The sequence below is a fragment of the Paucidesulfovibrio gracilis DSM 16080 genome (assembly GCF_900167125.1).
Taxonomy (GTDB): Bacteria; Desulfobacterota; Desulfovibrionia; order Desulfovibrionales; family Desulfovibrionaceae; genus Paucidesulfovibrio; species Paucidesulfovibrio gracilis.
The window spans coordinates 1-25233 of the sequence record NZ_FUYC01000026.1; the positions used below are offsets into that span (position 1 = coordinate 1).

Here is a 25233-nt window from a genome sequence, read left to right on the forward strand (position 1 = left end):
GCGACAGGCCGCAGGCCTGGAGCTAGGAAAAGTCTTTGGAAAGGGGGTCCAGGGGGAAGAACCTTTCTTCAGAAAGGTTTTCCCCCTGGTCGCCGAAGGCTGCCTGTTTCGTCCTTGCGCATCTCTGGTCATTGGCTGAGATTTGCAAAAAAAAACCGGGGGAAGGCCTTTCATTCAAAAGGCGATCCCCCGGTGGTGTTGGCAGAATGGTATTAGTGGCTGGAGAAGTGCAGGATATTCACAAGCCAGTGTTCGATTTCAGGCATATACCAAGTGGCGATGAATCCGGCCGTGGCCATGGTGATGGTGTAGGGCAGAGCCAACCAGACCATGCGCAGGTAGGACAGGCGGATCACCGGAGCCAGGGTGGACGTGAGCAGGAACAGGAACGCGGCCTGACCGTTCGGAGTGGCAACGGACGGAATGTTGGTTCCGGTGTTGATCGCCACGGCGAGGTTGTTGAATTGCTCCTTCAGGGCGGCCAACTCGTTAGCGGCCGCATCCGGGAACTGCGACAGGAAGGCGTGGGTATCCGCGGTGTAGCTGGTCAGGGCGGCCACGATTTCTTCACCGCTCATGTGAACGCCAGGCACGGCACCCATAGCCTTGATAAAGTGCATCTTGGTCTCGGTGACGTACACCGTGGCAACAAACACGTTATCCGAGATCATGGAGAGCAGGCCGTTGGCCGAGTAGTAGGCCACGAGCTGTTCCTTGCCGTCCAAGCTGAGCACGAAGTGGATGATGCCTTTGAACAGGTGCTGATCGTGAATTACGGCCACGATGGAGAAGAAGACCACGAGCAAGGCGGTGAAGGGCAGCGCCTCTTCAAAAGCGGAGCCGATGCGGTGTTCTTCAATCACGCCGTTAAAGGCGGTAAGCAACACGATGATGGACAGACCGATGATGCCCACTTCGGCCAGGTGCATGGCCAGGGCGAGAATCAGCCACACAGCGGCGAGCGCCTGGATGATCAATCGGGCCTTGCCCGCCTTGCCCAGCTTGGCTTCACTGCGGGTGGCCTCTTCGAGCAGCACGGAGCGAACGTTGCCCGGAAGGTGATGGCCGTAGCCGAAGATGTGGAATTTTTCCACGACCACACAGGTCAGCAGGCCGGTGATGAGCACGGGCATGGAAATGGGTGCCACGTAGACGAAGAATTCGCCGAAGTGCCAGCCCATGGTGGAGGCGATCAACAGGTTCTGGGGTTCGCCCACCAGGGTGCACACGCCGCCCAGCGCGGTTCCCACGGCGCCGTGCATCATCAGGTTCCGCAGGTAGCCGCGAAATTCCTGAAGATCGGCCCGGGCCATTTCCTTGACCGCGGAATCGTTGAGCAGGTCGTGTTTACCGGATTTGCCTGCGCCTGAGGCGTAGCGGTGGTAGACGTTATAAAACCCGTAGGCCACCGCGATGATCACGGCCGTCACCGTCAGCGCGTCAAGAAACGCGGAGAGGAACGCGCCGGAAAAGCTGAACAGCAGCGAAATAGCGATCTTGGAACGGATCTTCACGAGGAGCTTGGTGAAGGTGAACTGGAGCAGCTCCTTCATGAAGTAGATACCCGCCACCATGAACATCAACAGCAGGATGACCGGAAAGTTGTTCAGGGTTTCATGGTACACCGTTTCCGGGGAGGTCAGCCCCAGGAACACGGCTTCGATGGCCAGCAGACCGCCCGCAGGAAGCGGGTAGCACTTCAGGGCCATGGCCAGGGTAAAGATGAATTCACAGATCAGCACCCATCCCGTAATGAACGGTCCTGCGATCTGCAGCAGGACGGGGTTGAGGATCAGGAATCCAATGATGCAGAGCTTGTACCAGGTCGGCGCATTGCCGAGCAGGTTTCTCTGAAAGGCTTGTCCAAGGGTTTTCGGCACGTTCAATACTCCTTATATACGTTGACGATACTTCACCGTACCGGCGGCTGGACCGGCACGGAGTATTCCGCCGATCCCCTGCCCGGGACCGACGTTGGTTTCGACGTTCGGACCGAACAGTATCCGTTTCCGAACGCACAGGCAATATTTCGAGTTTTAGAATCTCCCTCCCTGGCCTGAATCGCCGATGCTCACCGTGGGGCAAAGCCCCTTGAGCGGTCCCTGCGGATAGGGTTGCAGCAGGCTGTAGGAGCTGCCCTGGGTGGTCTGGGCATGGCCGCGGGTGTCGTCGGAGTCGAAGTACGCCCCGTTTTCCTCAAGAATGTGTTCGATGCGCTTGCGGAAACCGTCCACAAACAACTTGCCCGAACCTTCAAAGGTCATCTCGCCCAATCGGAACTGGCCTTTGAGCTTGGCGAATTCGTCCAGGTCCATGCAATGCGTTTCCAAATCCTTGGCAGTGGTGATCAGTCCCCAGACCAGGCTGTTGGACGGAATTTCTATAGGCTCTTCGGCGTCGATGATGGTGTGGGGCATGATGATGCTTTCGTTGCCCACCTTGACCGGGCAGGACTCGTTTCCGCGCAGGAAGGAGTTGAACCCGGTGAAGACCTTTTGTCCCAGGTGGCAGTGGATGACCTTGCCGCCGTGTGCCGTGACGTTCATGCCGTCGTAGGTGGAATTGACGATATAGCAGTTTTCCTGGGCGTTTCCGCCGTCCCCGAGTCGGGAATTTTCCACGTAGGCGCGCTGGGCCACCAGCACGTTTTCCCCAATCCGGCAGTCGCCTTTGAGCACGGCATAGGGGCTGACCAGGGCGGTATCCGGGATGTCCTCCTGCGGATCCGGCAGCACCGAGGCGTACACGGGCATGAAGTCTTCCTTGCGCTCCTCCAGAAAGGCCATGAAATCGCCGCGCGGGGTCTGGCCCGGGGTGTAGTCCACGTATTTTTTGAGCGCATCCTGCGGATGCTGGTATTTGAATTCAAAGGCATCTTCGGCGCGCACCCAGACCAGGCCGTCGCCAATGTGCTCGTGGGAGAGATCCCCGGCCTGCACATAGCTGAAGTTGCCCACCACGCAGTCGTGAATGGTGGTCAGGTCCACGGTGCCGAAGGGCATAAGCAGCAGCCCCTCGGTGCAGGTGCCGTGGATGTTGGAGAAGTGCAGGGCCACGGTGTTGCGGATGCGGAAGACTTCCAGACTTTCCGGGTCGTGGGAATTGTTGTGCACCAGGGTTTTAAGCAGGATGGAGCTACGGATGCTGATGATTTCATCCTCGTAGACGGTGACGTCGCTGTCGCCCACTTTGACCACGGTTCCCCGTTTTTTCAGTTCATCGCCCCGGATGTCGCTCTTGTAGAGCACGGAGTTTTCCACCTCGCACTTACCCAGGAAGTAGGTTCCGGCCAGGCTGGAATAGACGAACCGGAAGTAGATGGGGTGGTACGGGGTGAGCGCGTAGAACGCATAGTACTGGGAGAACTTGTCTTCCGCGACCAGACCGCTGACATAGGGCCGCACATCCGCGCGCGGATTGCGCAAATTGATGTTCACGCGGGTGACGATGTGGTCGATGAGTCGTTCGAGCTGCATGGTGGCTCCTTTTGGGCACATCGGGGTTCATTCCAAAAAGCGCGGCCCTGCCCCCCCGATGGGAGCAAGGCCGCACATGGTTAGTCTGATCGTCGGTTCACCGGGGGTTATCCTCCGGCGGGCAGGGTCACGGCCATGCCCATGAGCGGCCAGATCACGGCCACGAACAGGGCCAGCACGAGCATCAGCAGGATGGAGGCCAGGATGCCCCACTTAAAGAACTCGCCGCTGGTGAACTGCCCGGAGTCGTAGGCGATGGCGTTGGGGGCCGCGCCCACGAGCAACAGGAAGGGCATGCCCGCGCAGGCCAGGGAAGCGAAGAGCACCACTTCGCCCGCCACGCCGAGGTACGGCGCGATGACCAGGGCCACGGGCAGAGAAATGGCGATGGCCGCCACGTTCATGATGAAGTTGGTCATAATCAACACAAAGAAGGCGATGGACATGATGAACACGAACCAGTTCGCCTCGCTGAACATGGCCAGCCAGTTCACGGCGAGCCACTTGGCCGCGCCCGTTTCCCAAAGGCAGAAGCCGATGGACATGGCGCCCGCGAACAGCAGGATGATGTTCCAGGACACGGCTTCCAGGTCGTCGATGTCCAGAATCTTCAACGCGAAGAAGGTCACGGTGGTGACCAGGAGCACAGCGGACTTGTGGAACGCCTTCAGCTCGGGGATGAAGCTTTGCAGGGACATGAAAACGATGACGCCCAAGATCACGCAGGAAGCAACGATTTCATTGCGGGTGATCGGACCCATGTCCTTGTCGAGCTTGGCGACCTTCTCACGCAGACCGGGAATGACTTTCTTTTCCGGCTTGAAGAAGATCATAAAGAAGCCCCAGAGCAGGAAGACCATGCCCCAGCCGATGGGGAAGTTATAGTACGCGAACTGGAAGAAGCTGATGTCCATGTTCATGAGTTCGCGATAGAAACCCAGGGCCACCATGCCACGGGCCGCGCCCAGCAGGGTGATGATGGAGCCGGCGCCCGCCACGTAGGCCATGCCGATGAACAAGCCCTTACCGAACTTGGTGACTTTGTTGCCCTCGCCGTACAGGGCGTAGATGGCCAGCAGCAGCGGGTAAATGGTGGCGGCCACGGCCGTATGCGCCATGAAGTGGGTCAAAAACGCGGTGACGATGAATACGCCCAGATAGATCATGCTGGTGCGTTCGCCCACCACCTTGAGCATCTTGTAGGCCAGCCGCTTGGTCAGGCCGGTTTTGGTAAAGACCAAACCGATGACGATGGAACCGAAGATAAAGAGCACGGACGGGTCCATGAAGTCTTTAAACGCGGCCTTGGGATCCCAGACGCCTTCGGCGTTGGTGCGCAGGTGCAGCAGGGTTTGCAGCACGCCGATGAGCAGGGATGTGATGCCGATGGGCACCACCTCGAACACCCACCAGGTTCCGGCCCAGAGGAATACGCCCAGGGCGCCTTTGCCTTCGCTGGAGAGCACAAAATGCGCACCGTCCGGGTCGATGGCGTCGGGCCAGGGCGGGCAGAAATAGACCAACGAGAACAAGGCCGGTCCGAGCAGCAGGAAGAACAATCGCTTCCAGTTGAATGATTTTTGGTCGATGGCGGCAGCAGTCATTTGCTTACTTCCTCCTCAAAAAAACAAAACGTCCGGCAATGCGCGGACGGATGATTACATATTGCAGGCCAGGGTCAGTTCGCGGACCTTTTCAAACACGTCGCCCAGGCGCAGCACGCCGGTGACGTCCTCGCCGTTGCGGACGATGATGGGCTGATGCACGCCCATGACGAACTTATGCAGCGCCTTGCCCACGTCGTCGCCTTCGTCCATGAATTCCTTGGCGTCGCAGGTCTGCATGATGTCCGAAACCTTGAGTCCGGCCCCCTGTTCACAGAGGTTCTCGAGCGGCTCGGTCCAGAGATCATAATCTTTGTAGAGCTTGGCCACGTAATCCGAGGTGAGCGAGGCTTCGGCCTTGCCCTCGCCCATGAGGCGCTTGTAGGTCGGCTCCAGGGCCATGAACACGTCGAGCATGGTCACCTTGCCCAAAAATTTCCCATCCTTGCCGAAAACCAGTGCGTCGCGGTGCGCGTGGCCGGAAAGCCCCTTGCGTTTGCGGTCTTCTTCCATGGCCTGGAAGCATTGGTGCAGGGTGTCGTCTTCGCCCACGCGAACGTACTCGGCTAACGGCACCATCAGTTCCTTGACGGTGATTGACTTCATTCGGGTGTCCTCCCCTTTCGTCAAATCCAGATTTGAGTATTTCCAATACACGTCATCCGGCTCCGACGGCGACGGCCCGCATGGGTCGCGCACCTTCAGTCCATGCGGCACGGCCCAAACGGCACCTCCCCTTCCCGTGGGGCGAAACAGCTGGAGCGGGGTCTGCCGGGGATGCGGCGTTGCCGTGTCCCACCCCGCCCGCGTCTTGTTTAACCTTCGGGCTGTCGGTGCTCGAAATTTGTTTTTCATCCCCGGGAAGGACAAAGCCGATTCAGAATCGCGGAACAAGGCTGCCGGGAAGCGATAAATCCAGCGGATTCAACGCCTCCACCCTGTGGCGACTGCCGTTCTGACGGCGCGTCCTTCCCAGGAGAATACGCTCGAAATTCCTGCCGGATTATCGTCCATGCAAAATCGTGTCAATACTTTGTGAAATTTAGCAACAAGCTCATGCAGTAGATATTTCGGTGGGTTAGAAATGCGAATTTTCCGCGACAGCAAAAAGAATCGCGCAAAACTTCGCAAGGATGGTATAGCTAAGTTGTCGCAAGTCTTTGTTTTATTCGGAAGAGTCCGAGATTCCGGGAACAATTTCACGCAAATCCGCCAGCATTTTCCTGCGGGCGCGCGCCACGGCCGGAGGGTCGGCCATGATCATGTCGATTTGCCGGGTATGGATGACCATATACCCCAACACCTTGAGCCGCTCTTCCATAAATTCGCGCCCCGCATCCTTGACACGGGCCGTGAGGCTGTCCTCACGGATGTCGCAACGGAAGTCGAACCGCTCCAAAATGTCCGCCACAAATCTGGCCCGGGCCGTGCGGCGCATGGAATCCGCGGCTCCGCCCTTAAAGCGGAAGGCCACGTAATTCTGGGTGTGCCGCTCGCTGACCAGCGCCTCCACCAGACAAAAATGGAAGCCGAACCGGGATTGCAGGCTGCAAAAGTTGTGGGAAATCATGAAATAGTTGCGCACCCGGTACTTGGTATCCGAGGCCGGATCCAAGTGGGGGTTCATGGTGGCCTCAAACATGACCGAAAGAAATCCGCCCGCGTTCACCGGCGGCGGTCCCTCCCAGGGAATGGCCATCATGCCGGTCCAGAGCGCCAGCATGGGTACGGAACGGATGTTGGACAGCCGTACAGTGGGGTCGCGCACCTCCTTGCGAAAGCCGTCGTCCAGATTGATGATCCAGAACTGCATGGGAGACTGGGGCGTAACCAGCTGCTTGGCGGCCCGCTCCGGGAAACCATCCCCCTTGCTCAGGCTGAACATTTCCTCCACGGCCTTCTGATGGCAAAAGCGGGTGATGTCGTGCAGGGTCTTGCAGTTGCGCACACGAAAATCCACGTCTTCCGGCGCCAGCAGATTCAGCGGCAGAATCAGCTCCGCCACCTGTCGCAACCGTTCGTGCACGAGCGTTCCCTCCATGAGGGTACGCTGCGGTGCGGCCCGGCGCAGCAGCACTTCACAGCGGCCGTCATAAACCGCGCCCCGGTCCGCATCCAGGGTCACGAGCTGCCCGTTGCGCAGCTTTCGGAGCGCATCCTGCAACCCAAAAACAGCGGGGATGCCGAATTCACGGGCCACATTGGCCAAATGGCCGGCGGCTCCGCCCTCTTCGGCGATGACCGCCGAGGCCCGCGAAAGGAGCACGGCGCGCCGGGGCAGAGGTTGGCGCAGCACCAGGATCGCGCCCTTGGGAAAGCTCAGGGCGTCCGCGTCCCGCAGCACGAGCCGCACCTCGCCGCAGGCCGCCCCCGGGGACGCGGTGACCCCGCCGGAAAGCAGCCTGGCCGCGCCGCGCACGTCTTCGGGCGCCGGACCACGCGCCCGGCTCCGTTCCAATGCGGTGACGGGCCGACTCTGGAGGATCAGCAACTGCCCGGCATGGTCAAAGGCCCATTCCACGTCCTGGGGCTGGCCGAAATGCCGTTCCAGCTCCATGGTCACCCGGGCCAACTCCAGAATTTGTTCCTCGGTGAGCGACGGCTCCCGCGCCAGATCCGGGGGCAATGGTTCGCGGATCACGCCCTCGTCGGCACGGCACACGTAGCGATGGGTTTTTTCCGCCACATGCCGCCCGGTGACGCGCCCTTCCCGGCGATGCACACGAAAGACATCCGCGCCGCCGCCCCCGTCCACCACGGCCCGGGCCAGCCCCCAGGCCGCGTCGATGGTCAGGCTTTCCGAGCCGGGATCCAGGGGATCCACGCTGTAGGCCACGCCCCCGGAACGGGAGCGCACCATTTCCAGGCAACCCACGGCCATGCTTGCGGCGTCGTCGGGAATGCCGCGATGCAGGCGGTAGGCCATGGCCTGGGGGCTGTACTTGGAGGCAACCACCTCCTTGTACACCTCGCAGACGTTTTCCAGCCAGACGTTGAGCACGGTGCGGTATTGCCCGGCAAAGGACGACTCGCCGCCGTCCTCGGCCAGGGAGCTGGAGCGCACGGCCAGCCGAAGTTCCTCGCCGCGTTCCTCGGCCATTTCCTGACAGCGTGTCCGGATTTCGGACGCCACGTCCCCCGGCAGAGGGGCGTTGATGATCCGCTGCTGAATGGCTGAACTGAGGCGTTGCAGTTCGTCCGGCTCCTCATGGGGCATGCCCTGGATCATGGCGTCAATGGACTCCTGCAATCCCTCATGCGCCAAAAACTGGCGCTGGGCGCGGGAGGTGACCACGAATCCGGCGGGTACACGGCATCCCAGTCCCGACGCGATTTCGCCCAGGTTGGCCATTTTGGCTCCGGCCTGGTCGGTGGAGCCTCGGTCGAGGTCGTGCAGACGGACGGTGAGAGGACCATCCTGATCGGCTGGGGAGAGGCCGAGGAGGGTGTTGATCTCTGCACGAATGTCCCCGAACCGCTCCATAAGCCGGGGATGGCGTCCCGGGGCGAGATCGTCGAGGTGGCGAACCAGAGTGAATACCGACGTGCACACGCGGGTGGCGGCGGCACGGATGAAGTGCATTCCAAAAGGACGGAGACCCCGAAGAGCCTCCTCCATTTCCGTCATGGTTTCCAGCGCGGACGAGTTGGCGTTGAGCAACAGCCGGAAGCTGTGGTAGCGGGCCTTGAAATCGGCCTTGAGGTCTTCCAGACGCTCGTCGCCCGGTTCCTCGTCATCCTTGCGCCCCAAGAGGCGTTTGAACAATCCGATCACATCCGGCCCGCTTTCCGCGTCTTGCCGCGCGGTGTTTCAGCAGGCTGCCCAAAACCGGCAATCCTTGTGGTCGCTTCAACGAACTCTTTCCGCGCCCGGGATTCCGCCATTTTGAACAGCCTGCGGTTCATACATTGCCGACGGTCCGTTAGGTCTCCGACTTCTTCCCCTTGGTCATCTGCAATCCGATGCCCTCGGAGAGGAAGAAGATGGCGAATCCCCACCAGAGAGTATAGATCACGTAGAACACCAGGTCGAAGATCAGGGTGCCTGCCTTGGAGGCCGCGCTTTCCGGCTCAATGCCGTAGAAGTTGTATCCCACTTCCACGCCCTTGGAAATGGCGGTCTTGAGGAACAGGGCTTCCTTGTACTTCTTTTGCAGGTTCAGCTCGGTGATGGTGTCCTGCAATACCTTCCACCAAACGTACATGGCCACCTTGGGCGCCATGCCATACTTGGATTCCAGCTCGTCGCCCTTATTGTAGAACATGGCGTCCGAGTCGGCCAGGGCCACGCCCAGGAGCGCGCCGAGGTCCGCGGAATAGGTCAGGCCTTCGGCACCGGGGGTCACCTGCGCACCGCTGTTGCCAAGCACCACCGCGGCCTCGTCGATCATGTCCTTGCTGCCGGCAAGCACGGTGACTTCAATGCTCTCGCCTTCAAAGGCCTTGGCGTCCTCCATGATCTCGGGCAGGTAATAGGTTGATCCCTTGGCGATGGAGTTGAACATGTGGTCCGACGCCTCAAAGGCGTTGTGGCCGTCGCCGAAATGCGGGGTGAACATGTAGCTCAGGACCGCGAAAAAGCTCACGGTCAGGAGCACACCCCAAGTGAAGTGCTTCTTGTCTTGAATCAACATGGATTTATCCCTCCCTCAGCTGACCGATCTTGGTGACGAACGTACCCACGACCCAGACGCCGAAGATGGCAACCACCACGAAGAACACCCAGTTGCCTACAGTTGCAAGCATGGCTCCGGTCCCCGGATCCAGGGAGATGAGCTTCATGTCCGCCAGCTTGCCGGGCAGGGCGAAGAGACGGTTGGTGAAGCCAGCGAGAATGGCCGTGGCGTAAAAGCCGCGGATGTAGATGCCCTTGACCAGCTTGGTGGTCAGCGCGCCCACCTGGATGCCCAGGAGCGAGCCGAGCAACATGCCCATGGCCAGGGTGTAGAAGATAAAGCCGTACACGGCGTACTGACTGATGGCCGCGAAACCCGCGGTGAAGATGATCTGCAGGATGTCGGTTCCCACGGTGGTGAAGGAGCTGACGCCCAGAATGTACACGAACATGGGGAAGGTCAGGAAGCCGCCGCCCACGCCCATGATGGCCGCGACAAAGCCCACGATGGCGCCGCAGATGGCCACGTACAGGGCGGGAATCTTCTTGCCGCCGGGCACGAGGTCTTCATCAAAGGTCAGCAGGGGCGGAATCTTGGAGGCCTGCAAACGCGCGGGCAATCCCTTGGAGGAATCGCCGCCGCTGCCGTGGGCGTCACCGCCGCCGGCCTTCTTCAGCTTGAGGAAGTCCAGCATGGCATAGATGCCCAAAAAGCCGAGCAGCACCACGTAGACCAAAGAGATGAAGGTGTCGGAAAGCACCGGGTTCAGGTTGTAGAGGTAGTGGTTGATGAACCCGCCGCCCACGACGCCCGCAATGGACCCCGCCAGGAAGGCGATGGCCAGCCCCACGGAAACGTTGCCGAGCTTCTTGTGCACCGTGGTACCCATGATGGCCTTGGCAAAGATGTGGAACAGGTCCGTACCCACGGCCAGAATACCCTTGATGCCCGCGCTCATGAGCGCGGGGGTGATGATGAACCCGCCGCCCGCGCCGATGCAGCCGGTGATCAACCCGGCACAAAGGCCGATGAGGATGGAAACCAGGAAGATTTCCGGGGTGTAGAACGCGGGACTGTACGCCTTTTTCCCCCCCAGAATGTCGGGCAGGGTGCTCGGCTCAACGGCCATGGCCACCGAGAACAAAATCGCCGGAAGTGCCACGAGCAGCAGGATGAGCATGCGCTTGCGGCTCTTCAGGATGTTCATGGACGTCTCATAGTCCCAACGGGCGTGGGCCACGGACGCCATGTGCATCATCTTGTACAGCTTTCTCATGATGTTTTGACTCCTCTCCGATAAAAGTCGGTTTTTGCAATACGACTGCAAATTCCCCTTAACGTTTTGCCTGTCAGTCGGGCTGCCTCTGCCGGGTGAGCCGGTCCGAGGTGACCCGTATTTTCCGTTCATGCAGATCCTTGCGCGTATAGGCGTCCTGGATCTTGAAGAGCAATTCGTCGATGTCCATGGGCTTCATCAGGTAGTCGAACGCGCCCAGCTCCATGCCCTGCACCGCGGCGTCCAGGTCGGCGTGGCCCGTAAGCAGAATCACCTCGGTGAGGGGGTGTTCCCGCTTGAGGGTCCGCAGCGTTTCAATGCCGCTCATGCCGGGCATTTTCACGTCCAGCACCACCACGTCCGCCGGGTGTTGGCGTAGGTTCTCCAGGGCGCTCTCGCCGGAGTGGGCCAATTCCGCGGTGAGTCCGCGACGGTGCAGCCGCTTGGAAAGCGTCCGCAAAAACTCGGCCTCGTCGTCCACGAGCAACAACCTGATGGGGTCCATGCGCACCTCACTTGCCCACGGCCTGATGGATTTTGGCCATGAGGTTTTCCAGTTCGCAGGGCTTGAGCAGATAATCAAAAGCCCCGTGTTCCATGCCTTCCCGGGCTGCCTGTTCCGAACCGTGGCCCGTAAGCATGATCACGGGCATTTCCGGAACCATCTTCTTGACGACGCTGAGCAGCTCGATGCCGTCCATGTCTTCCATCTTCAGGTCCACCACGGCCACGTCAAAGTCGTGCTTGCGCAGGATCTGGATGGCCACGGCCCCGGAAAGGGCCGGGGTCACCTGCACATCCCGTCGCTTGAGCCGCTTGCTCATGACGTCCACGAATCCGGCCTCGTCGTCCACGAGGAGCATCCGTATGGTTCCGGCCTGGTTCGACATGCGGTCCTCCCGGCTTGGCTAATCCCCGCGGCGCATGGCAATGCTCTGAGCCCGCGCCTCGAGAATCTTTTCCTCGTGCTGCCGCTTCTTGGTGGCGGCCGCGTCGATCTTTTCCATAAGGACGTCCATGTCGCAGGGCTTCATCAGATAGTCGAAGGCGCCAAGCTTCATGCCGTCGATGGCGGTTTCCACGGTGGCATGACCGGTGAGCATGATCACCTCGGCCAGCGGGAAATCCGTCTTGATGCGCTTGAGCGTTTCCACCCCGTCCATGCCGGGCATCTTCACGTCCAGCACCACCACCTCCAAGTCCGGCTGGGAAGCGAGCACGTCCAGGCATTCCTGCCCGCTGTGCGCGGCGCGCACATCCACATCCCGCCGCTTGAGCCGCTTGGTCATGGCGTCCACAAACGCCTGTTCATCATCCACGAGCAACACAGTGGCGATACTCATGGTTCTCCTCCTCCTTGTTTCCGTTCATTCCGCCTCACGGTCCCGGCACGGCGGGCCCGCTGAAATTCGTCCGCCCTATTCCCGCTCGGAGGCTTCCGCATCGCGCCGCAGGGGCAGCCGGATGTGGAAGGTGGTCCCGACGTCCAACACACTGGAAACGCTGATCTCCCCGCCCATCTTCTGGATGATGCCGTAGCAGATCGAAAGCCCCAGCCCGGTTCCCTTGCCCACGGGCTTGGTGGTGAAGAAGGGATCGAAGATCTTTTGCAGGTTGGCCTTGGGAATGCCCTGGCCCGTATCCGCCACGGAAATGACGGCCTGATGGTTTTCCACGCGGCTGGTGACCTTGAGCTGTCCGCCCTCGTGGTTGTCCATGGCGTCGATGGCGTTGTTGATCAGGTTCAAAAAGACCTGCTGCAATTCCGAAGGGGAAGCCTCGATGGGCGGCAATGTCCCGTCCAGTTCCGTTACGATGTGGACATTGGCGAAACGGGCGCGCTGCTCGGAAAGCGCCGCCATTTCCTCGATCAGGTCATTGATGTGTACCCGCTTCATGGTGGGGTCGATCTTGCGGGCAAAGGAAAGCAGCTTGTGGGTGATTTCCTTGCAACGCCCGCCCTGGGTGCGGATCTGGCTCAGGGCGCGGAGCACCTCGTCCGCGTCCTTGCTGCCGCGCAGGTCTTCCTCTTCCATGAGATCCTGAATCCAGCCCGCTTCCTCCACCATGATGGCCACGGGGTTGTTGATCTCATGGGCAATGCCCGCGGCCAGCTCGCCCAAAGACGCCAGCTTGCCCGCCTCAATGACCTGCTCATTCATCATTTCCTTTTGCTGGTCCGTTTCCACCACCGTGTTCAGGATGCGCTTGGAGAGCACAAAGGCCATGAACATGATGGCCAGGGCGCTGAGGGTCACGCCCACCAGGGCGAAGTTGCGCGCCCGCAAAAAGAGCCGGAAGGCGTCGTCCTGGCTCTGCTGGAGCACCAGCAGCCAGTCGCCGTTCTTCAGGGAGGCGGTCACGTACACCGTGTCCTCGCCCGTGGACGGATCCTCGGCCAGACGCACATGGGGCTTGGACTGGCCAAAGCGGTGGGTCCGCAAATCCTGCTCGGGGGTCAGCACCTCGTTGAGGAAATCCGGCGTCATGCTCATGGTGCGGCGCGGCTTGGTCTGAAACTCCCCGCCACGGCTCACGATGTAGGCAAGGCCGGTTTCACCGATGCGGATGTTCTCCACCAATCGGTTGAAGGCCACAAAGTCGATGGTGGAGCGCAGGATATACTCCTGCCCCTGCCAGGAATGCTTCACGGCTACGATGAAGTGCGGCAGGCCGCGCAGCCCGAGGAACACGTCCGAAATGTAGTACTCGCGCTGCATGGTCTCCTGGAACCAGAGCGCATGCGCGTAGTCGGCCCGGCCCAGGCGGAAGGGACCGGAATAGGCCACCTGGGTTCCCTGGGCATTGACCAGCCCCAGGTCCACGAACACGCCGTCGTGCCGCTCCTGCAGGCTTTGCAGCAGATCGGCCAGGCCCGCATCGTCACGAACCTTGTCAAACCCGGCTACGTCGGTAAGCACCCGGATTTCCGCCAGCTTGCCGGAAAGAAATGCGTCGATGCTCTGCTGGTGGCCAAAAACCAGCTGTTCCATGTGCGCGAGCATCTTCTGCTTGTAGGCGGAGTGGAATTGATACCCGCCCAACGCCGCCAGCACGATCAACGGAGTGAGGGACACGACCACGATGGTGCCGATGATGCTGCGCCGCAACTGGCTGTAATAGCTCTTATCCGTCATGCCGCTGTTCCTCCGTGCCTGCCTCGTTCGCCGCATCAAAGCGCGTCCGTGCGCCGGGAGGCGCGCCAAAGCGCCCGATCCACCGCCGCACCCAGGGCGTCTGTGCGTCCGCTCTTCTCCACCAGTTCGATCACCCCCGGACCGGGACACGAATAGTCGCCCACGCCGTGGCCATGCAGCACCAGCGGCAGGTCCGGATGCGCGGAGCACAGCTCGCCCAACAACGCGTCTTCACCGTAGGGAGGGAGATCCGGATCAAGAATGACCAGATCCGGGCGCGTGGACGAAGCAAGCCGACAACGCATGGCTTCTGCGCTTCCCGCTGCGCAAATACCGAAACCTCGGCTCCGAAACTCCCGGCCGAGAAATTCACGCACATGCGGGTTGCGGTCCACAATGAGGATCATGATTTCATTCCTGTTCACGGTTTCACTCCACGGTCTGCCTTTCTAAAGGCAACATGCGTGCCAGAATTCACATGCCGAAAAAGAACGGCTAACATATTGAAATCATGCGATAGACTAAAGGCGGGTTCACCAGGTGTCCAAATGGTTTACACCCGGAACTGTCAGGATCTTTTACACCTCGTAAAAAGTATCCGGCGTTGGATATTTCCTACGTGGACAGGATGAAAAGCGGGTCGCAACCAACGGATGCATGGAGGGGAGGGATGGGAAAACAGCTCCGCCGGATCAACAGGCTGGGGAAGACAAAGGCAGGCCGCCGGCGGTCAAAGGGTCCGCGACCCCTTTGGAAATCCCCTTTACCGGCCGCGTCTTGCTTGGCCGGGGCATGGCGTGGGAAGGCACTGCAAGGGGGATGTGCAAAACGTTTTCCCCTTGTGGCGGCAACCGGCGCTGTGCTTGCATCCGCATGTTGCCCCGGCTACAACAACCCCATGAGCGAAACACTGATCACAACGGATGCGCTGGCCGTCATTTCCGACGCGCACGGCAATATTGAGGCATTGGACCGCGTGCTTGAGGACATCGAGCGGCGCGGGGTAAAGGATAGTATTTGCCTGGGCGACGCCATCGGGTACGGACCCGACCCGGAAGGCTGCGTGAACCGCATCCGTGAACGCGGCATCCCCATGGTGCTGGGCAACCATGAGCAGGGCTTGCAGGGCAAGGAATATATGGATTGGTTCGTGCCGCCGGTGCGCAAGGTCTTGCAAAAGACGCGCACCCTGCTTTCGGATTCCACGCTGGAATGGATTCAGACCCTGCCCCCGACCATGGAACGCGGGGACATGCTCTTTGTCCACGGCTGTCCGCCCGACTCCGTGAACAAGTACCTCTACACCCTGGATGAAGACGATCTGGCCGAGGTATTCGCGTCGTATGCCCATTGGCTGGCGTTCGCCGGGCATACGCACGAGCTGAATCTCTATGTGTATGACGGCGAAAAAGCGTGGCGCGAGGACATCACGGACCAGCCCGTCCCCCTGGATCGAACCCGCCGCTACCTGGTGAACGTGGGCGCCGTGGGCCAGCCCCGTGACGCGGACAAGCGGGCCAAGTACGTGCTGCTGAACAAAGCGGCCGCCACGCTGCGGGCCGTGTTTGTGGAGTACGACGCGCAAAAGACCGTGCAGGCCATGAAGCGGGTGGGCATGCCGGAGGCGTACGCCAAGCGGCTGCTCTGATCCAACGGCGCAAAGCCGCCGAGTTGATCGGACGGTTGTTCGATCAAAAGGCCGTATTTTTCGGCAGCCGGATTTCCATGACCGGGGTTACGTCGAGCTGGATGGTCACTTCGGCGGCGCTGAAATCAAGCACATGGCCGCCCGCGCTTTCCATGTCGTCGAGAAAATGCAGATGCAACCCGGGCGCGCCCACACCGGTCATATAATGTGGGGTGTGCCAGCCCACCATATGCCCGCTGCGGTTGTGCAGCGGGAACACGGCCTGCCGCTCGATGACCTCGGCCAGGGATGGAAAGGGTTGTTGGCTGGCCGGGACGCTGCGGGCCTGGACATACTGGAACGTACCGCTGACGTGCACGGCGTAGAGCATATCCGGCCCGGGCAACTCGTCCAGCAGACGTTTTTTGAAGTCATCATAATCCGCTACGTATTTGAAAGTGAACTCCAGGTCCGGTTCAAAATACGTCACCTGGGCAAATGGTACGCCCAGGCCGCCACGGATCCGTTTGGGCGTGCCGGTGACTGGAATCTGCCAGACCTGCCCGTTGCGCACGAACATTTCTCCATCCAGCCCCTGAAAGGTGCCGATGCCGAAGTCGCCCCGCTCCAGCAGATCAGTGACGGTCTGTTCCGAGTCGTAGTATCCGGCTTTGAGCTTGGCGATGGTGGAAATCTGGTAGAGCACGTCCTTGGCCGGGTCCGTGTCCAGGCGATGGGCGCTCAAGGCCTGGGCCGGAACGCAAAGCCCCGCCCCCAGGATCAATACGGCCATAAACAAGGAAGGCAGGAATCCGGACCGGGAGCAGGGACAAGGCATGGCGTTCCTCCGAGGTGGAATGAAAAAATTTATGCGATACTGGCTGATACGCACAAAAAAAGGAAGACTTATTTTTTCAGGCAGTCCGAACAAATCCCTTCCACCCGCAGCTCCACGTCCTCCACTCGTCCCAATCCGGTCAATTCCGGTCCCACCAGGCGTTCCAGGTGCGCGTCCTCCAGCCGCAGGCAGATGCAGCGGCCGCAATGCGTACAGTGAAAATGGCCGTGTCCGCGTCCCAGGCAGTAATGAGCCGTGCGTTCCGGTCCGGTATGCCGGGCAACCACGCCGTGTTCCACCAGCAGATCAAGGATGCGGTAAAGCGTGACCTTGTTCATGTGGGCGCAAAGGGTGCCGAGCAGATCGGGCGCGCTGACCGCGCCTTCGGCCCGGGCCACGGCCTCATAGACCATGACCCTTCGCGCCGTGGGGTCCACCCCGGCCTGGCGCAATGTTGCATGACTCATGACCGTTGTCCCGCAAAATATTTTCGCAGGCCGTCCCAGCCCGTGAGCAGAAAGAAGCAACCGGCGGCCACCGCGATGATGCACGCGCCGGAGGTGATGTCCAGCAGGGCCGAGACCAGCAGGCCCAAAGTGCAGAACAGCAAACTCCAAAGGCAGGCCCGGAGCATCATTCCGGCCAGGGAGCGGGCCTTGCGCTCCGCCAGATACGGCGGAATGGTCACCAGGGCGATGACCAGGATAAGCCCGACAACCCGCACGATCATGACCACGCACAGGGCGGTCATAAGGGGCAGCAGATAGTGCAGCAGGACCACGGGCGCGCCGCGTGCCTCGGCAAATTCGGTGTCAAAGCTCATGGCCAGCAAATCATGATAGAAAAATGCGGTCAGCCCGATCACGAGCAGGTCCAGTACCAGCATGACCCAAAGATCCGTGGCCGGCACCGCCAGAATGGATCCGAACAAAAAGCCCATCAGGTCAGCGGCATACCCCGGGGAAAGGTCGATGAGAATGATGCCCGTGGCCATGCCCGCAGCCCAGAGCACACCCACCACGGTGTCGGTGCGTTCATTTTTCGAGCGGGTCACCGCGCCCATAAGCAGCGAGGCGCCAGCCGTGAATCCCAGGGTACATGGCAACGCGGGCCAGCCCAGAAAAAAGGACAAGCCCACCCCGCCATACGCGGCATGGGCAATGCCCCCGGCCAGAAAAACCATGCGGTTGACCACCACCAGGGAACCGATGACCCCGCAAGCCACGGACGCCAGCACTCCGGCCAACAGCGCGTTGTGCATGAACCCGAAGGAAAGCAGTTGCCAGAGATCATTCATGCGCTGCGGCTCCCTCGGAGGGCTGTTCCCCGGACGCGTCCGCAATGGGACCGTGGCGGCGGGTAAGTTCCAGAATGTAGTCGTCCATGGCGCAGGTGTGTTCGTGCTGACCGTAGAGCAGCTCCAGCATGGGCTTGGTCATGCGCGGTCCGGGAGAGGTAAGCACGGTGCGGTTCACGGCCGCCACCGAGGTAATGCGCGTGGTGAGCAGGCTCATGTCATGACTGACCGCCACGATGGTGAGCTTGCGGGCCTCGCCCATCTTGCAAAGAAAATCGAAAAAGCAAAACGAGCCGTGGGGATCAATGCTGGCCGTGGGTTCGTCCAGGACCAGCAGTTCGGCGTCCGCGGCCAGGGCGCGGGCAATGAGCACGCGTTGCCGCTGGCCGCCGGAGAGTTCGCCAAAGAGCCTGTGCGCGTGGCTTTCCATATTCACCCGGGCCAAGGCGCGCAGCGCCTTTTCCCTCGCGGCCGCGCCGGAACGAAACAGGCCCAGGCCGGAGCGGTCCACGCCCATGAGGGCCGTGTCCAGCACGGTGAGTGGAAATCCGGTGCGGGCATGGGTATGTTGCGGAACATACCCGATGGAACGCGAGGCCTTGGGCGGTGTCTTGCCGAGCACCCGTACCCGCCCGGCCCGGGGGCGCAGCAAGCCGAGCAGCAGCTTGACCAGGGTGGTCTTGCCGCCGCCGTTGGGACCGACAACGGCCAGAAAATCCCCACGCTGCACACGCAGCCCCACATCCTGCAACACGGGACGTCCGTTGTAGGCAAAACAGACGTTTTCCATAAGGATGGCGGGATCCGAGACCGGCATTGCCCCCATGCTCATTCCCCGCTGCCGCTCATGGCAACGCGGAACCCACGGGCCACAGAGCGCAAGTTTTGTGCCCAGTCCAAAGCCAGAGGATCGGCCCTGACCACGCGCCCGTCCAGGGCATTGGCCACCTGACCGGCGGTACGGCGCGACATCTGCGGCTGGATGAACACAGCCTTGACGTTGCTTTCCTTGGCTTCACGGATGACGCGGGCCAGTTCCACCGGACCCGGTTCCTTCCCTTCCATCTGAATGGAAAGCTGCCGCAGTCCGTAATCCTGTGCAAAATGTCCCCAGGCCGGATGGAACACCAAAAATACACGGCGATCCGCAGGGATGGGATCGAACATCTGGTGAATCTCCCGGTCCAGCTCGTGCACCTCGGCCATGGCCCGGGCGTGGCCCTCGCGGTATTGCACGGCGTTGTCCGGATCCAGGCGCACCAGCTCGGCCAGGGTGCCGTCCAGCATGCGTGCCATGCCCTTGGGCGAAGTCCAGACATGCGGATCCAAACCTTCATGATGGTGATGTCCGGCATGGTGGTCGTGCTGCACTTCGGCATGGTGGTCGTGCTGCTCCGGGATTTCCGGTACCGGGGCGTCGGTCCCGAGCATGGAAACCACATGCAGATGGGGATTGGCACCGGCAAGCCGTCCCAACCAGGCTTTTTCAAACTCCAGGCCTATGGTCAGATACAGATCCGCATCGGCCAATTGCGCCACCTGGGAGGGCTTCGGCTCATACACGTGCGGGTCGGACCCGGGCGGCACCAGGGGCAGCACGGAAACCAGGCCGCCGCCCACCTGTTCCACGGCCCATTGCTGCGGCGCCACGCTCACGGCAACGCTCAGCGGACGCGCCAAGGCCCGGGACGCAGGCAAAACAACCAACGCCGCCAACAACACGGCGCACAACACCAATGAAAAATACCTTGTGAGCTTCATGGTTCCTCCTGCTTTGCAACCAAGTTGCATTGATGCAACAGCGCCGCGTCGCTGTCAAGGCATGAGAAACGCGGCATACGCAGGGTTTCCAAAAGGATGCGTTTTTCTTTCGTACGCATTCCCCAAGGTTTAGGTATAATTTTGTATCGTCTTTTTGCAGAGAAGGTACTGTTGGCCCGTGTTATTTTATGCTATCGTTCTCCCCATGTTGTTGTATTCTGGGCCTGTTGCACGGTTCGCCCGCCCTCCACGCCGTGGAACGCTGCGAAAACCATACTGTACGCTCCTGCTCGGGGGAACGTTGCTGTGCGCCGTGCTGTTGCTTTTGCCCGGCCATGGACACGCCAGGGGCATGGGAAACGAATCGCCCCGGCACCTGAACTCACAAGCCGCTTCCCAACCTGCTCCGCTCATGCAGGCCGCACTCCCGGACGGAACCGGAAAAAGACTCGGCACCGATGCAACGCTGCCGCTGCAGCGAAACAGTGCGTTCGGCAGGCTGGTGTTCCGCGTGGGCGGCGCAGGCGGGGTCATCCTCGTGCTGCTCCTGCTGTGGAACTGGCGGCTGAATAAGGAAGTGCGCCGACGCCGACGCACCGAGGACGCCCTGGCCCGGGCCGAACGGGAATTGCGAGAAGTCTACGAGCATGTTCCCGTGGGCATCTTCAAGACCACGGCCGATGGACGCATCCTCAGCGTCAACCACGAGATGCTGCGCATCAGCGGATATCATGACCTGGACGAGGTGCAGCACTCCGCCAAAAGCCTGGCTGACGGCTGGTACCTGGATCATTCCGACCGTCAGCGACTGCTGGATATACTCCTACAGCAGGGCGAGGTGACGGAATTTCTCTACCGCGCCAGACGGCGGGACGGCGAACTCATCTGGATCAGCCAAAGTGCCCGGCTGACCCGCAATGAGGACGGTACCCCGGCCTTCATCAGCGGATTCGCCCTGGATGCCACCGCCCGCATCGACGCGCTCGGCAAACTGCGCCGGAGCGAAACACGGCTCAAGGCCATTGTGGAAAACAGCCCCTACGCCATCCTGACCATGGATGACGAACTGCGGCTGGACATCCCCCTGGACAGCCCCACCGTGGAACGCATCACCAGCTACCGCTCCCATGAATTGCGCGGCCAGTTCTTCGTGGATTACGTGCACCCCGAGGACGCCCTGCGGGTGGATTACGAGCTGCGGCGGTTCCTGGCCTCCCCCGGCGAAAGCGTCACCATCCAATGCCGCTGGCGGGCCAGAAACGGACAGTGGCGCCACATGGAAACCCATGGGGTAAATTTCAAAAACAACGAGGACTACGCCGGGGTTCTCTTCATCTTCCGCGACATCACCAACCAGATCGAAGCCAAGGAACGGCTGATACAGGCCCGGCTTGCCGCAGAAAACGCGGACCGCGCCAAAAGCGAATTCCTGGCCTCCATGAGCCATGAAATCCGCACGCCCATGAACGCCATTCTCGGCATGGCGGACGTGCTCTCGGAAAGCGAACTCACCGAAGAACAACAAAGCTACGTGGAATTGTTCCGCAACGCCGGAGAAGGACTCATGTCCCTCATCGACGACATCCTGGACCTTTCCAAGGTGGAAGCCGGGCAGGTGGTGCTGGAACACATTGCGTACTCCCTGCCGGAACTGGTGGAAAAATTAGCCCACATCATGGGCATCCGGGCGCGGCGAAACAAGGTGCAGCTGCACACGGAACTCGACCCGGAACTGCCCGAAACCCTGGTCGGCGACCCGGGTCGGCTGCGCCAGATATTGGCCAACCTGCTCTCCAACGCGGTCAAATTCACACATGAGGGAAGCATTGAACTGACGGCCCGGCGCGAACGGCAAACCGAAGCCCCCGACCAGGTCCGGTTCACGGTGCGGGATACCGGCATCGGCATTCCGCCGAATAAAATCAAGGACATCTTTGAAAGCTTTGTGCAGGCCGACGCCTCCACCACCCGGCAATACGGCGGAACCGGCCTGGGACTGACCATCAGCCAGCGACTGGTGCAGCTCATGGGCGGGCGCATCTGGGTGGAAAGCCAGGAGGGCCGGGGCAGCGCGTTTCACGTCACCATCCCCCTGCAGGAACCGCCCGGAGCCGAAAAAAAAGAACCACCCCCCAGCCCCACGCAGGAACTGGAAGAGTCCATTCCTCCGGGAAACGTTCTTCTCGTGGAGGACACCGAGTCCAACCGCACTCTGATACGGGCCTACCTGGAACCAACCCGTCTGCAATTGGACATGGCTGAAAACGGAGCCAAAGGCGTGGAAAAATTTACGGCCAATCAATATGACCTGGTGCTCATGGACATGCAGCTACCGGTCATGAGCGGCTACGACGCGGTGCGCGCCATTCGCCGCCTGGAAGAGGAAGAAGCCCGCTCCCGCACCCCGGTGTTCGCCCTGACCGCTTTTGCGCTCAAGGGAGATGCGGAAAAATGTCTGGAAGCCGGCTGCGATCTCCACCTGGCCAAGCCCGTGCTGCGTGAAGAGTTACTCCGCATTATCCTGGAATGGCTCACTAAAAAATAAAAACACCGTGCCTTTGTGAAAAAGGAAATGCGCCCCTTTCTACTATGATGAAAGGACGGTTGGCTTTGGGCTGAACGGCAGGTCTCCGGCGACCAGGAGACCTGCGGCCCCCCAAAAGCATCACTCTTCGACTTCAGCGCGTTCCATGTAGGCATCTTTGAAAATCAGCCGGGTAGCGAGTTCATCGCATTCCTCGGCCAGATCCATAAGCCGCTCCAAAAAATCGAGAATCTCCCCGCGTTGTTCTTCCTCCCCGTTCTCGAACTCAAAGGCAAGGTCGCCGCTACGGACGTATCCCTCGATTTTCTCCAGGTATTCGGAAAAGATCATGTCGCATTCTCCTGACGCGGTTCCGGTTGCGCCGCCCTCCGTGGGTACGCCAATAAGGACGGTTTGGTTTTTGTCATCAATCGTGATGGTACGGCAGGCCTTTATTGATGCTGGCAGCGCGGTATAGTTGCTCCAGCAGCATGACCCGGCACAACTCGTGCGGCCAGGTGGCCTTTCCCAGGGCAAAAAGCAGGTCCGCCCGTGCGCGCACCTCCTCGGTCAGGCCAAACGGTCCGCCGATGACGAAACAAGGGGTTCGGCCCGGGTCTTCGGTCCAACGCCGCAGATTGGCTGCCAGCCTGCGTGAGGGCAATTCCTGGCCGCGCTCGTCCAGCACCACGGCAAAATCCTTTGGTTTCAGCGCATCAAGCAAGGCCCGTGCTTCGCGGCGTTTTTTTTCTTCCGGCGGAAGTTTGCCGGGCGCATCCTTTAATTCCACCAATTCGACTTTGTAGAACCGACCCAGTTTCTTGAGGTAATGCTCGGCTGCTGCGTGGAAAAATTTCTCCTTGAGCCGCCCCACGAACACGCAACGAACGCGCATGGGAATCAGGCCTGCAAGAGCGTGCCGGTCACGCCCAGGTCTCCCGGCTCGATGCGCACGTAGCCGCCCTGGGCCAGCATGCCGGGGTTGATGATTTTTGTCGGGCCGATGGCGTCTTCTGCCACGGATTCGTGAATATGGCCGGTGATGCACAGCGCCGGGCGGGTTTCTTCCAAAAAAGCGCGCACACTGTCGCTGCCAACGTGGGCACCGCCGCTGACGCGGTCCGTGCGGGTATTGGCGGGCGGCGTATGCACCACGACCACCAACTCGTCGAAATCCCGCGCCTTGGCATGGGTCTGGCGAATCCAGGTATCAATCTGCTCGTCCGACACTTCGCCGGGCGTGCCGAATGGCGTGGGCGTGGAAAAACCGACCCCGAACGCGCCGATGCGTCGGCCTTGCAGCGCAGGGAACAGGTCCACCACGTGCAGATGCAAATTTTCCCCGCGTTTTTCCAGCAGGTCATTCACGGCGCGGGTGTCCATATTGCCCACCTGGGCCAGAATGCGGGCCGAACGCGCGGCAATGGCCTCCAGCACGGTTCCGGCCTCGGCCTGGCCCCCGCGGTTGGTCAGGTCGCCGCTGATGATCACGCCCTCGGCCTGTTCCAGGTCGGGAATGCGCGAAACCATGGCGGTATCTTCGTGAACGTCGCCAAAGGCGATCCAGTGCATGACGACTCCTTGCGGTTTGCGGCGGGCGTGTATCCCGGCCCCGGGCCAGGACTTGTTGTCCGCCGCAAGTTAGCATAAACGGGAAGGACACAGCACGCAATGGCTTGAGGATAGGATGACCAAAAAGGACAAAGTTCGACGACGGCTCATTGAAGAACGGCGCGCCATGGCCTCCGAAGAAGTTGCTGAAAAAAGCGCTCGGGCCGTGGCCCGGATTCGCGAGACCCTGGCCTGGAAAAATACGCGTCAGGCACTGATGTATTGGCCCACCCAGAACGAAGTGGATATTCGGTCCCTGATCGTGGAGCTTTGGCAACGGGGCGTGGACGTACTGCTTCCGCGCTGCCGTCCCGGTCAGCCCGGCGTCATGGACGTGGCTTGCGTGGCCTGCGAAACAGACCTGACACCCGGTGCCTACAAAATCATGGAACCGGGCAAGGACTGCCGCATCGTAGACCTGCAAACCGAGGCTTTCGCCCCGGACATCGCCCTGATTCCGGGAGTCGGCTTCGACAACGAAGGCTTTCGCCTCGGGTTTGGCGGCGGGTACTATGACCGGCTCCTGGGCGGCATACAAATGGGACGCGCCCTGAAATTCGGTCTCTGCTATTCCTTTCAGGTCTGCTCCCGTCTGCCGCTGGACGACTGGGACCGTCCCGTGAACGCGGTCTGCACCGAGGAGGAACTGTGGTACAGATAGCCTTTGTGCCGTTTGCATTGCCGGAATTGCCTTCCGTGGGATTCGCCTTCACCTCCCGTCGGGGCGGCGCGTCCGCACCCCCCTTTGACGCGGCCAACCTTTCCTACGATGTGGGCGACAATGCCGAAAGCGTGACCCGCAACCGCGAGGCGCTCCGTGCACGACTGCAATTGGAGGCGCTGGCCGATTGTCGGCAGGTCCACCAGGATGCCGTGTTCTTTGATGCCCGGCCGGACTCGGGACGCGAAGCCGACGGCATGACCACCACACAAGCGGGCCTTGGGCTGATGGTTAAAACCGCAGACTGCCAGCCCGTGCTGTTGGCGCATGAATCGGGTCGGTTCATAGCCGGCCTGCATGTGGGCTGGCGCGGCAACCGAATAAACTTCCCCGGATCCGGGGTACGCGCCTTTTGCGAACACTACGCTCTGCGGCCCGAAGAGCTGTTTGCGGTGCGCGGTCCCAGCCTGGGACCGGAAGAAGCACAGTTCGTGCATTTTATGGACGAGTTCGGCCCGGAGTTTTCCCCCTGGTACGATCCCGCCACCGCCACAGTAAACCTGTGGCAATTGACACGCGACCAACTGTTGCGCGCCGGACTCCGCCCGGAACGAATCCATGGCGTGGACTTGTGCACAAAAACACGATCCCGTGAATTTTACTCCTACCGCCGCGACAAAACCACAGGCCGCCAGGCAGGAATCGTCTGGATTCGATCCTGAAATGACGACAGAAAGAAAAAAAGCGGCCTTCGGCGACCAAGGGGAAAACCTTTCTGAAGAAAGGTTCTTCCCCCTGGACCCCC

The 25233-nt window shown here is 60.7% G+C and carries 24 protein-coding genes; 4 read left to right on the forward strand and 20 right to left on the reverse strand.

Annotated features, from left to right (window positions below; translation table 11 throughout):
• Positions 1-212: 212 nt before the first annotated feature.
• The 12 genes from nhaB to B5D49_RS13620 form a co-directional block, all read right to left on the reverse strand.
• Complete coding sequence (gene nhaB, locus B5D49_RS13565) at positions 213-1880, reverse strand: sodium/proton antiporter NhaB (protein WP_078718260.1); 1668 nt, start codon at positions 1878-1880, stop codon at positions 213-215.
• A gap of 156 nt (positions 1881-2036) precedes the next feature.
• On the reverse strand, positions 2037-3476 hold the full coding sequence (locus B5D49_RS13570; protein ID WP_078718261.1) for a transferase: 1440 nt from the start codon (positions 3474-3476) through the stop codon (positions 2037-2039).
• 107 nt (positions 3477-3583) lie between these two features.
• On the reverse strand, positions 3584-5080 hold the full coding sequence (locus B5D49_RS13575) for an SLC13 family permease (RefSeq protein WP_078718262.1): 1497 nt from the start codon (positions 5078-5080) through the stop codon (positions 3584-3586).
• A 54-nt stretch (positions 5081-5134) separates the two neighbouring features.
• Positions 5135-5686, reverse strand: a complete 552-nt coding sequence (locus B5D49_RS13580; protein WP_078718263.1) for a CBS domain-containing protein — start codon at positions 5684-5686, stop codon at positions 5135-5137.
• A gap of 559 nt (positions 5687-6245) precedes the next feature.
• Positions 6246-8855, reverse strand: coding sequence for a PEP/pyruvate-binding domain-containing protein (locus B5D49_RS13585; RefSeq protein WP_234990759.1), 2610 nt, complete (start codon positions 8853-8855; stop codon positions 6246-6248).
• A gap of 148 nt (positions 8856-9003) precedes the next feature.
• Positions 9004-9714, reverse strand: a complete 711-nt coding sequence (locus tag B5D49_RS13590; protein ID WP_078718264.1) for a hypothetical protein — start codon at positions 9712-9714, stop codon at positions 9004-9006.
• Between the two features lie 4 nt (positions 9715-9718).
• Positions 9719-10972 (reverse strand): sulfite exporter TauE/SafE family protein, encoded by a 1254-nt coding sequence (locus B5D49_RS13595; RefSeq protein WP_078718265.1) that lies wholly within the window; start codon positions 10970-10972, stop codon positions 9719-9721.
• 73 nt (positions 10973-11045) lie between these two features.
• The gene (locus B5D49_RS13600) at positions 11046-11477 is read right to left on the reverse strand and encodes a response regulator (protein WP_078718266.1); all 432 of its coding nucleotides are present in this window, start codon (positions 11475-11477) and stop codon (positions 11046-11048) included.
• 7 nt (positions 11478-11484) lie between these two features.
• A complete protein-coding gene (locus B5D49_RS13605; protein WP_078718267.1) occupies positions 11485-11862 on the reverse strand; it encodes a response regulator in 378 nt (125 codons plus the stop codon).
• An 18-nt stretch (positions 11863-11880) separates the two neighbouring features.
• A complete protein-coding gene (locus B5D49_RS13610; protein WP_078718268.1) occupies positions 11881-12315 on the reverse strand; it encodes a response regulator in 435 nt (144 codons plus the stop codon).
• A gap of 75 nt (positions 12316-12390) precedes the next feature.
• The gene (locus B5D49_RS13615; RefSeq protein ID WP_078718269.1) at positions 12391-14109 is read right to left on the reverse strand and encodes a sensor histidine kinase; all 1719 of its coding nucleotides are present in this window, start codon (positions 14107-14109) and stop codon (positions 12391-12393) included.
• Positions 14110-14144: 35 nt separating this feature from the next.
• A complete protein-coding gene (locus tag B5D49_RS13620; protein WP_144019507.1) occupies positions 14145-14534 on the reverse strand; it encodes a DNA-binding transcriptional response regulator in 390 nt (129 codons plus the stop codon).
• A 473-nt stretch (positions 14535-15007) separates the two neighbouring features.
• On the opposite strand from B5D49_RS13620, the gene B5D49_RS13625 reads away from it, so the two are divergent.
• Positions 15008-15757: a metallophosphoesterase family protein gene (locus B5D49_RS13625; protein ID WP_159447245.1), complete on the forward strand. Its 750-nt coding sequence runs from the start codon at positions 15008-15010 to the stop codon at positions 15755-15757.
• 43 nt (positions 15758-15800) lie between these two features.
• Here B5D49_RS13625 and budA read toward each other — a convergent pair whose 3' ends face one another.
• From budA to B5D49_RS13650, 5 genes are all read right to left on the reverse strand, one after another.
• Positions 15801-16574 carry an acetolactate decarboxylase gene (budA, locus tag B5D49_RS13630; protein ID WP_078718272.1) on the reverse strand — a complete coding sequence of 258 codons (774 nt, stop codon included), beginning with the start codon at positions 16572-16574 and terminating at the stop codon, positions 15801-15803.
• Between the two features lie 68 nt (positions 16575-16642).
• On the reverse strand, positions 16643-17041 hold the full coding sequence (locus B5D49_RS13635) for a Fur family transcriptional regulator (RefSeq protein WP_078718273.1): 399 nt from the start codon (positions 17039-17041) through the stop codon (positions 16643-16645).
• On the reverse strand, positions 17038-17871 hold the full coding sequence (locus tag B5D49_RS13640; RefSeq protein ID WP_078718274.1) for a metal ABC transporter permease: 834 nt from the start codon (positions 17869-17871) through the stop codon (positions 17038-17040). Before B5D49_RS13640 ends, B5D49_RS13635 begins: the two co-directional genes overlap by 4 nt.
• Positions 17864-18703: a metal ABC transporter ATP-binding protein gene (locus B5D49_RS13645; protein WP_234990761.1), complete on the reverse strand. Its 840-nt coding sequence runs from the start codon at positions 18701-18703 to the stop codon at positions 17864-17866. The genes B5D49_RS13640 and B5D49_RS13645 overlap by 8 nt, the downstream gene beginning before the upstream one ends.
• Positions 18700-19632: a metal ABC transporter solute-binding protein, Zn/Mn family gene (locus B5D49_RS13650; RefSeq protein WP_159447246.1), complete on the reverse strand. Its 933-nt coding sequence runs from the start codon at positions 19630-19632 to the stop codon at positions 18700-18702. Before B5D49_RS13650 ends, B5D49_RS13645 begins: the two co-directional genes overlap by 4 nt.
• Positions 19633-19984: 352 nt before the next feature.
• Here B5D49_RS13650 and B5D49_RS13655 point away from each other — a divergent pair, with 352 nt between their 5' ends.
• Positions 19985-22177 (forward strand): PAS domain-containing hybrid sensor histidine kinase/response regulator, encoded by a 2193-nt coding sequence (locus tag B5D49_RS13655; RefSeq protein ID WP_159447247.1) that lies wholly within the window; start codon positions 19985-19987, stop codon positions 22175-22177.
• Positions 22178-22297: 120 nt separating this feature from the next.
• Here the strand turns inward: B5D49_RS13655 and B5D49_RS13660 are convergent, their stop codons facing one another.
• The 3 genes from B5D49_RS13660 to B5D49_RS13670 all read right to left on the reverse strand — a co-directional run bounded on the left by B5D49_RS13660 (position 22298) and on the right by B5D49_RS13670 (position 23728).
• The gene (locus B5D49_RS13660; RefSeq protein WP_078718278.1) at positions 22298-22507 is read right to left on the reverse strand and encodes a hypothetical protein; all 210 of its coding nucleotides are present in this window, start codon (positions 22505-22507) and stop codon (positions 22298-22300) included.
• A 76-nt stretch (positions 22508-22583) separates the two neighbouring features.
• A complete protein-coding gene (locus B5D49_RS13665; protein ID WP_078718279.1) occupies positions 22584-23051 on the reverse strand; it encodes a 23S rRNA (pseudouridine(1915)-N(3))-methyltransferase RlmH in 468 nt (155 codons plus the stop codon).
• A 5-nt stretch (positions 23052-23056) separates the two neighbouring features.
• A complete protein-coding gene (locus B5D49_RS13670; protein ID WP_078718280.1) occupies positions 23057-23728 on the reverse strand; it encodes a metallophosphoesterase in 672 nt (223 codons plus the stop codon).
• Between the two features lie 115 nt (positions 23729-23843).
• Here B5D49_RS13670 and B5D49_RS13675 point away from each other — a divergent pair, with 115 nt between their 5' ends.
• Both B5D49_RS13675 and B5D49_RS13680 read left to right on the forward strand, forming a co-directional pair.
• A complete protein-coding gene (locus B5D49_RS13675; protein ID WP_078718281.1) occupies positions 23844-24428 on the forward strand; it encodes a 5-formyltetrahydrofolate cyclo-ligase in 585 nt (194 codons plus the stop codon).
• Complete coding sequence (locus B5D49_RS13680; protein WP_078718282.1) at positions 24416-25150, forward strand: purine nucleoside phosphorylase YfiH/LACC1 family protein; 735 nt, start codon at positions 24416-24418, stop codon at positions 25148-25150. The genes B5D49_RS13675 and B5D49_RS13680 overlap by 13 nt, the downstream gene beginning before the upstream one ends.
• The last annotated feature ends 83 nt before the right edge of the window (positions 25151-25233 follow it).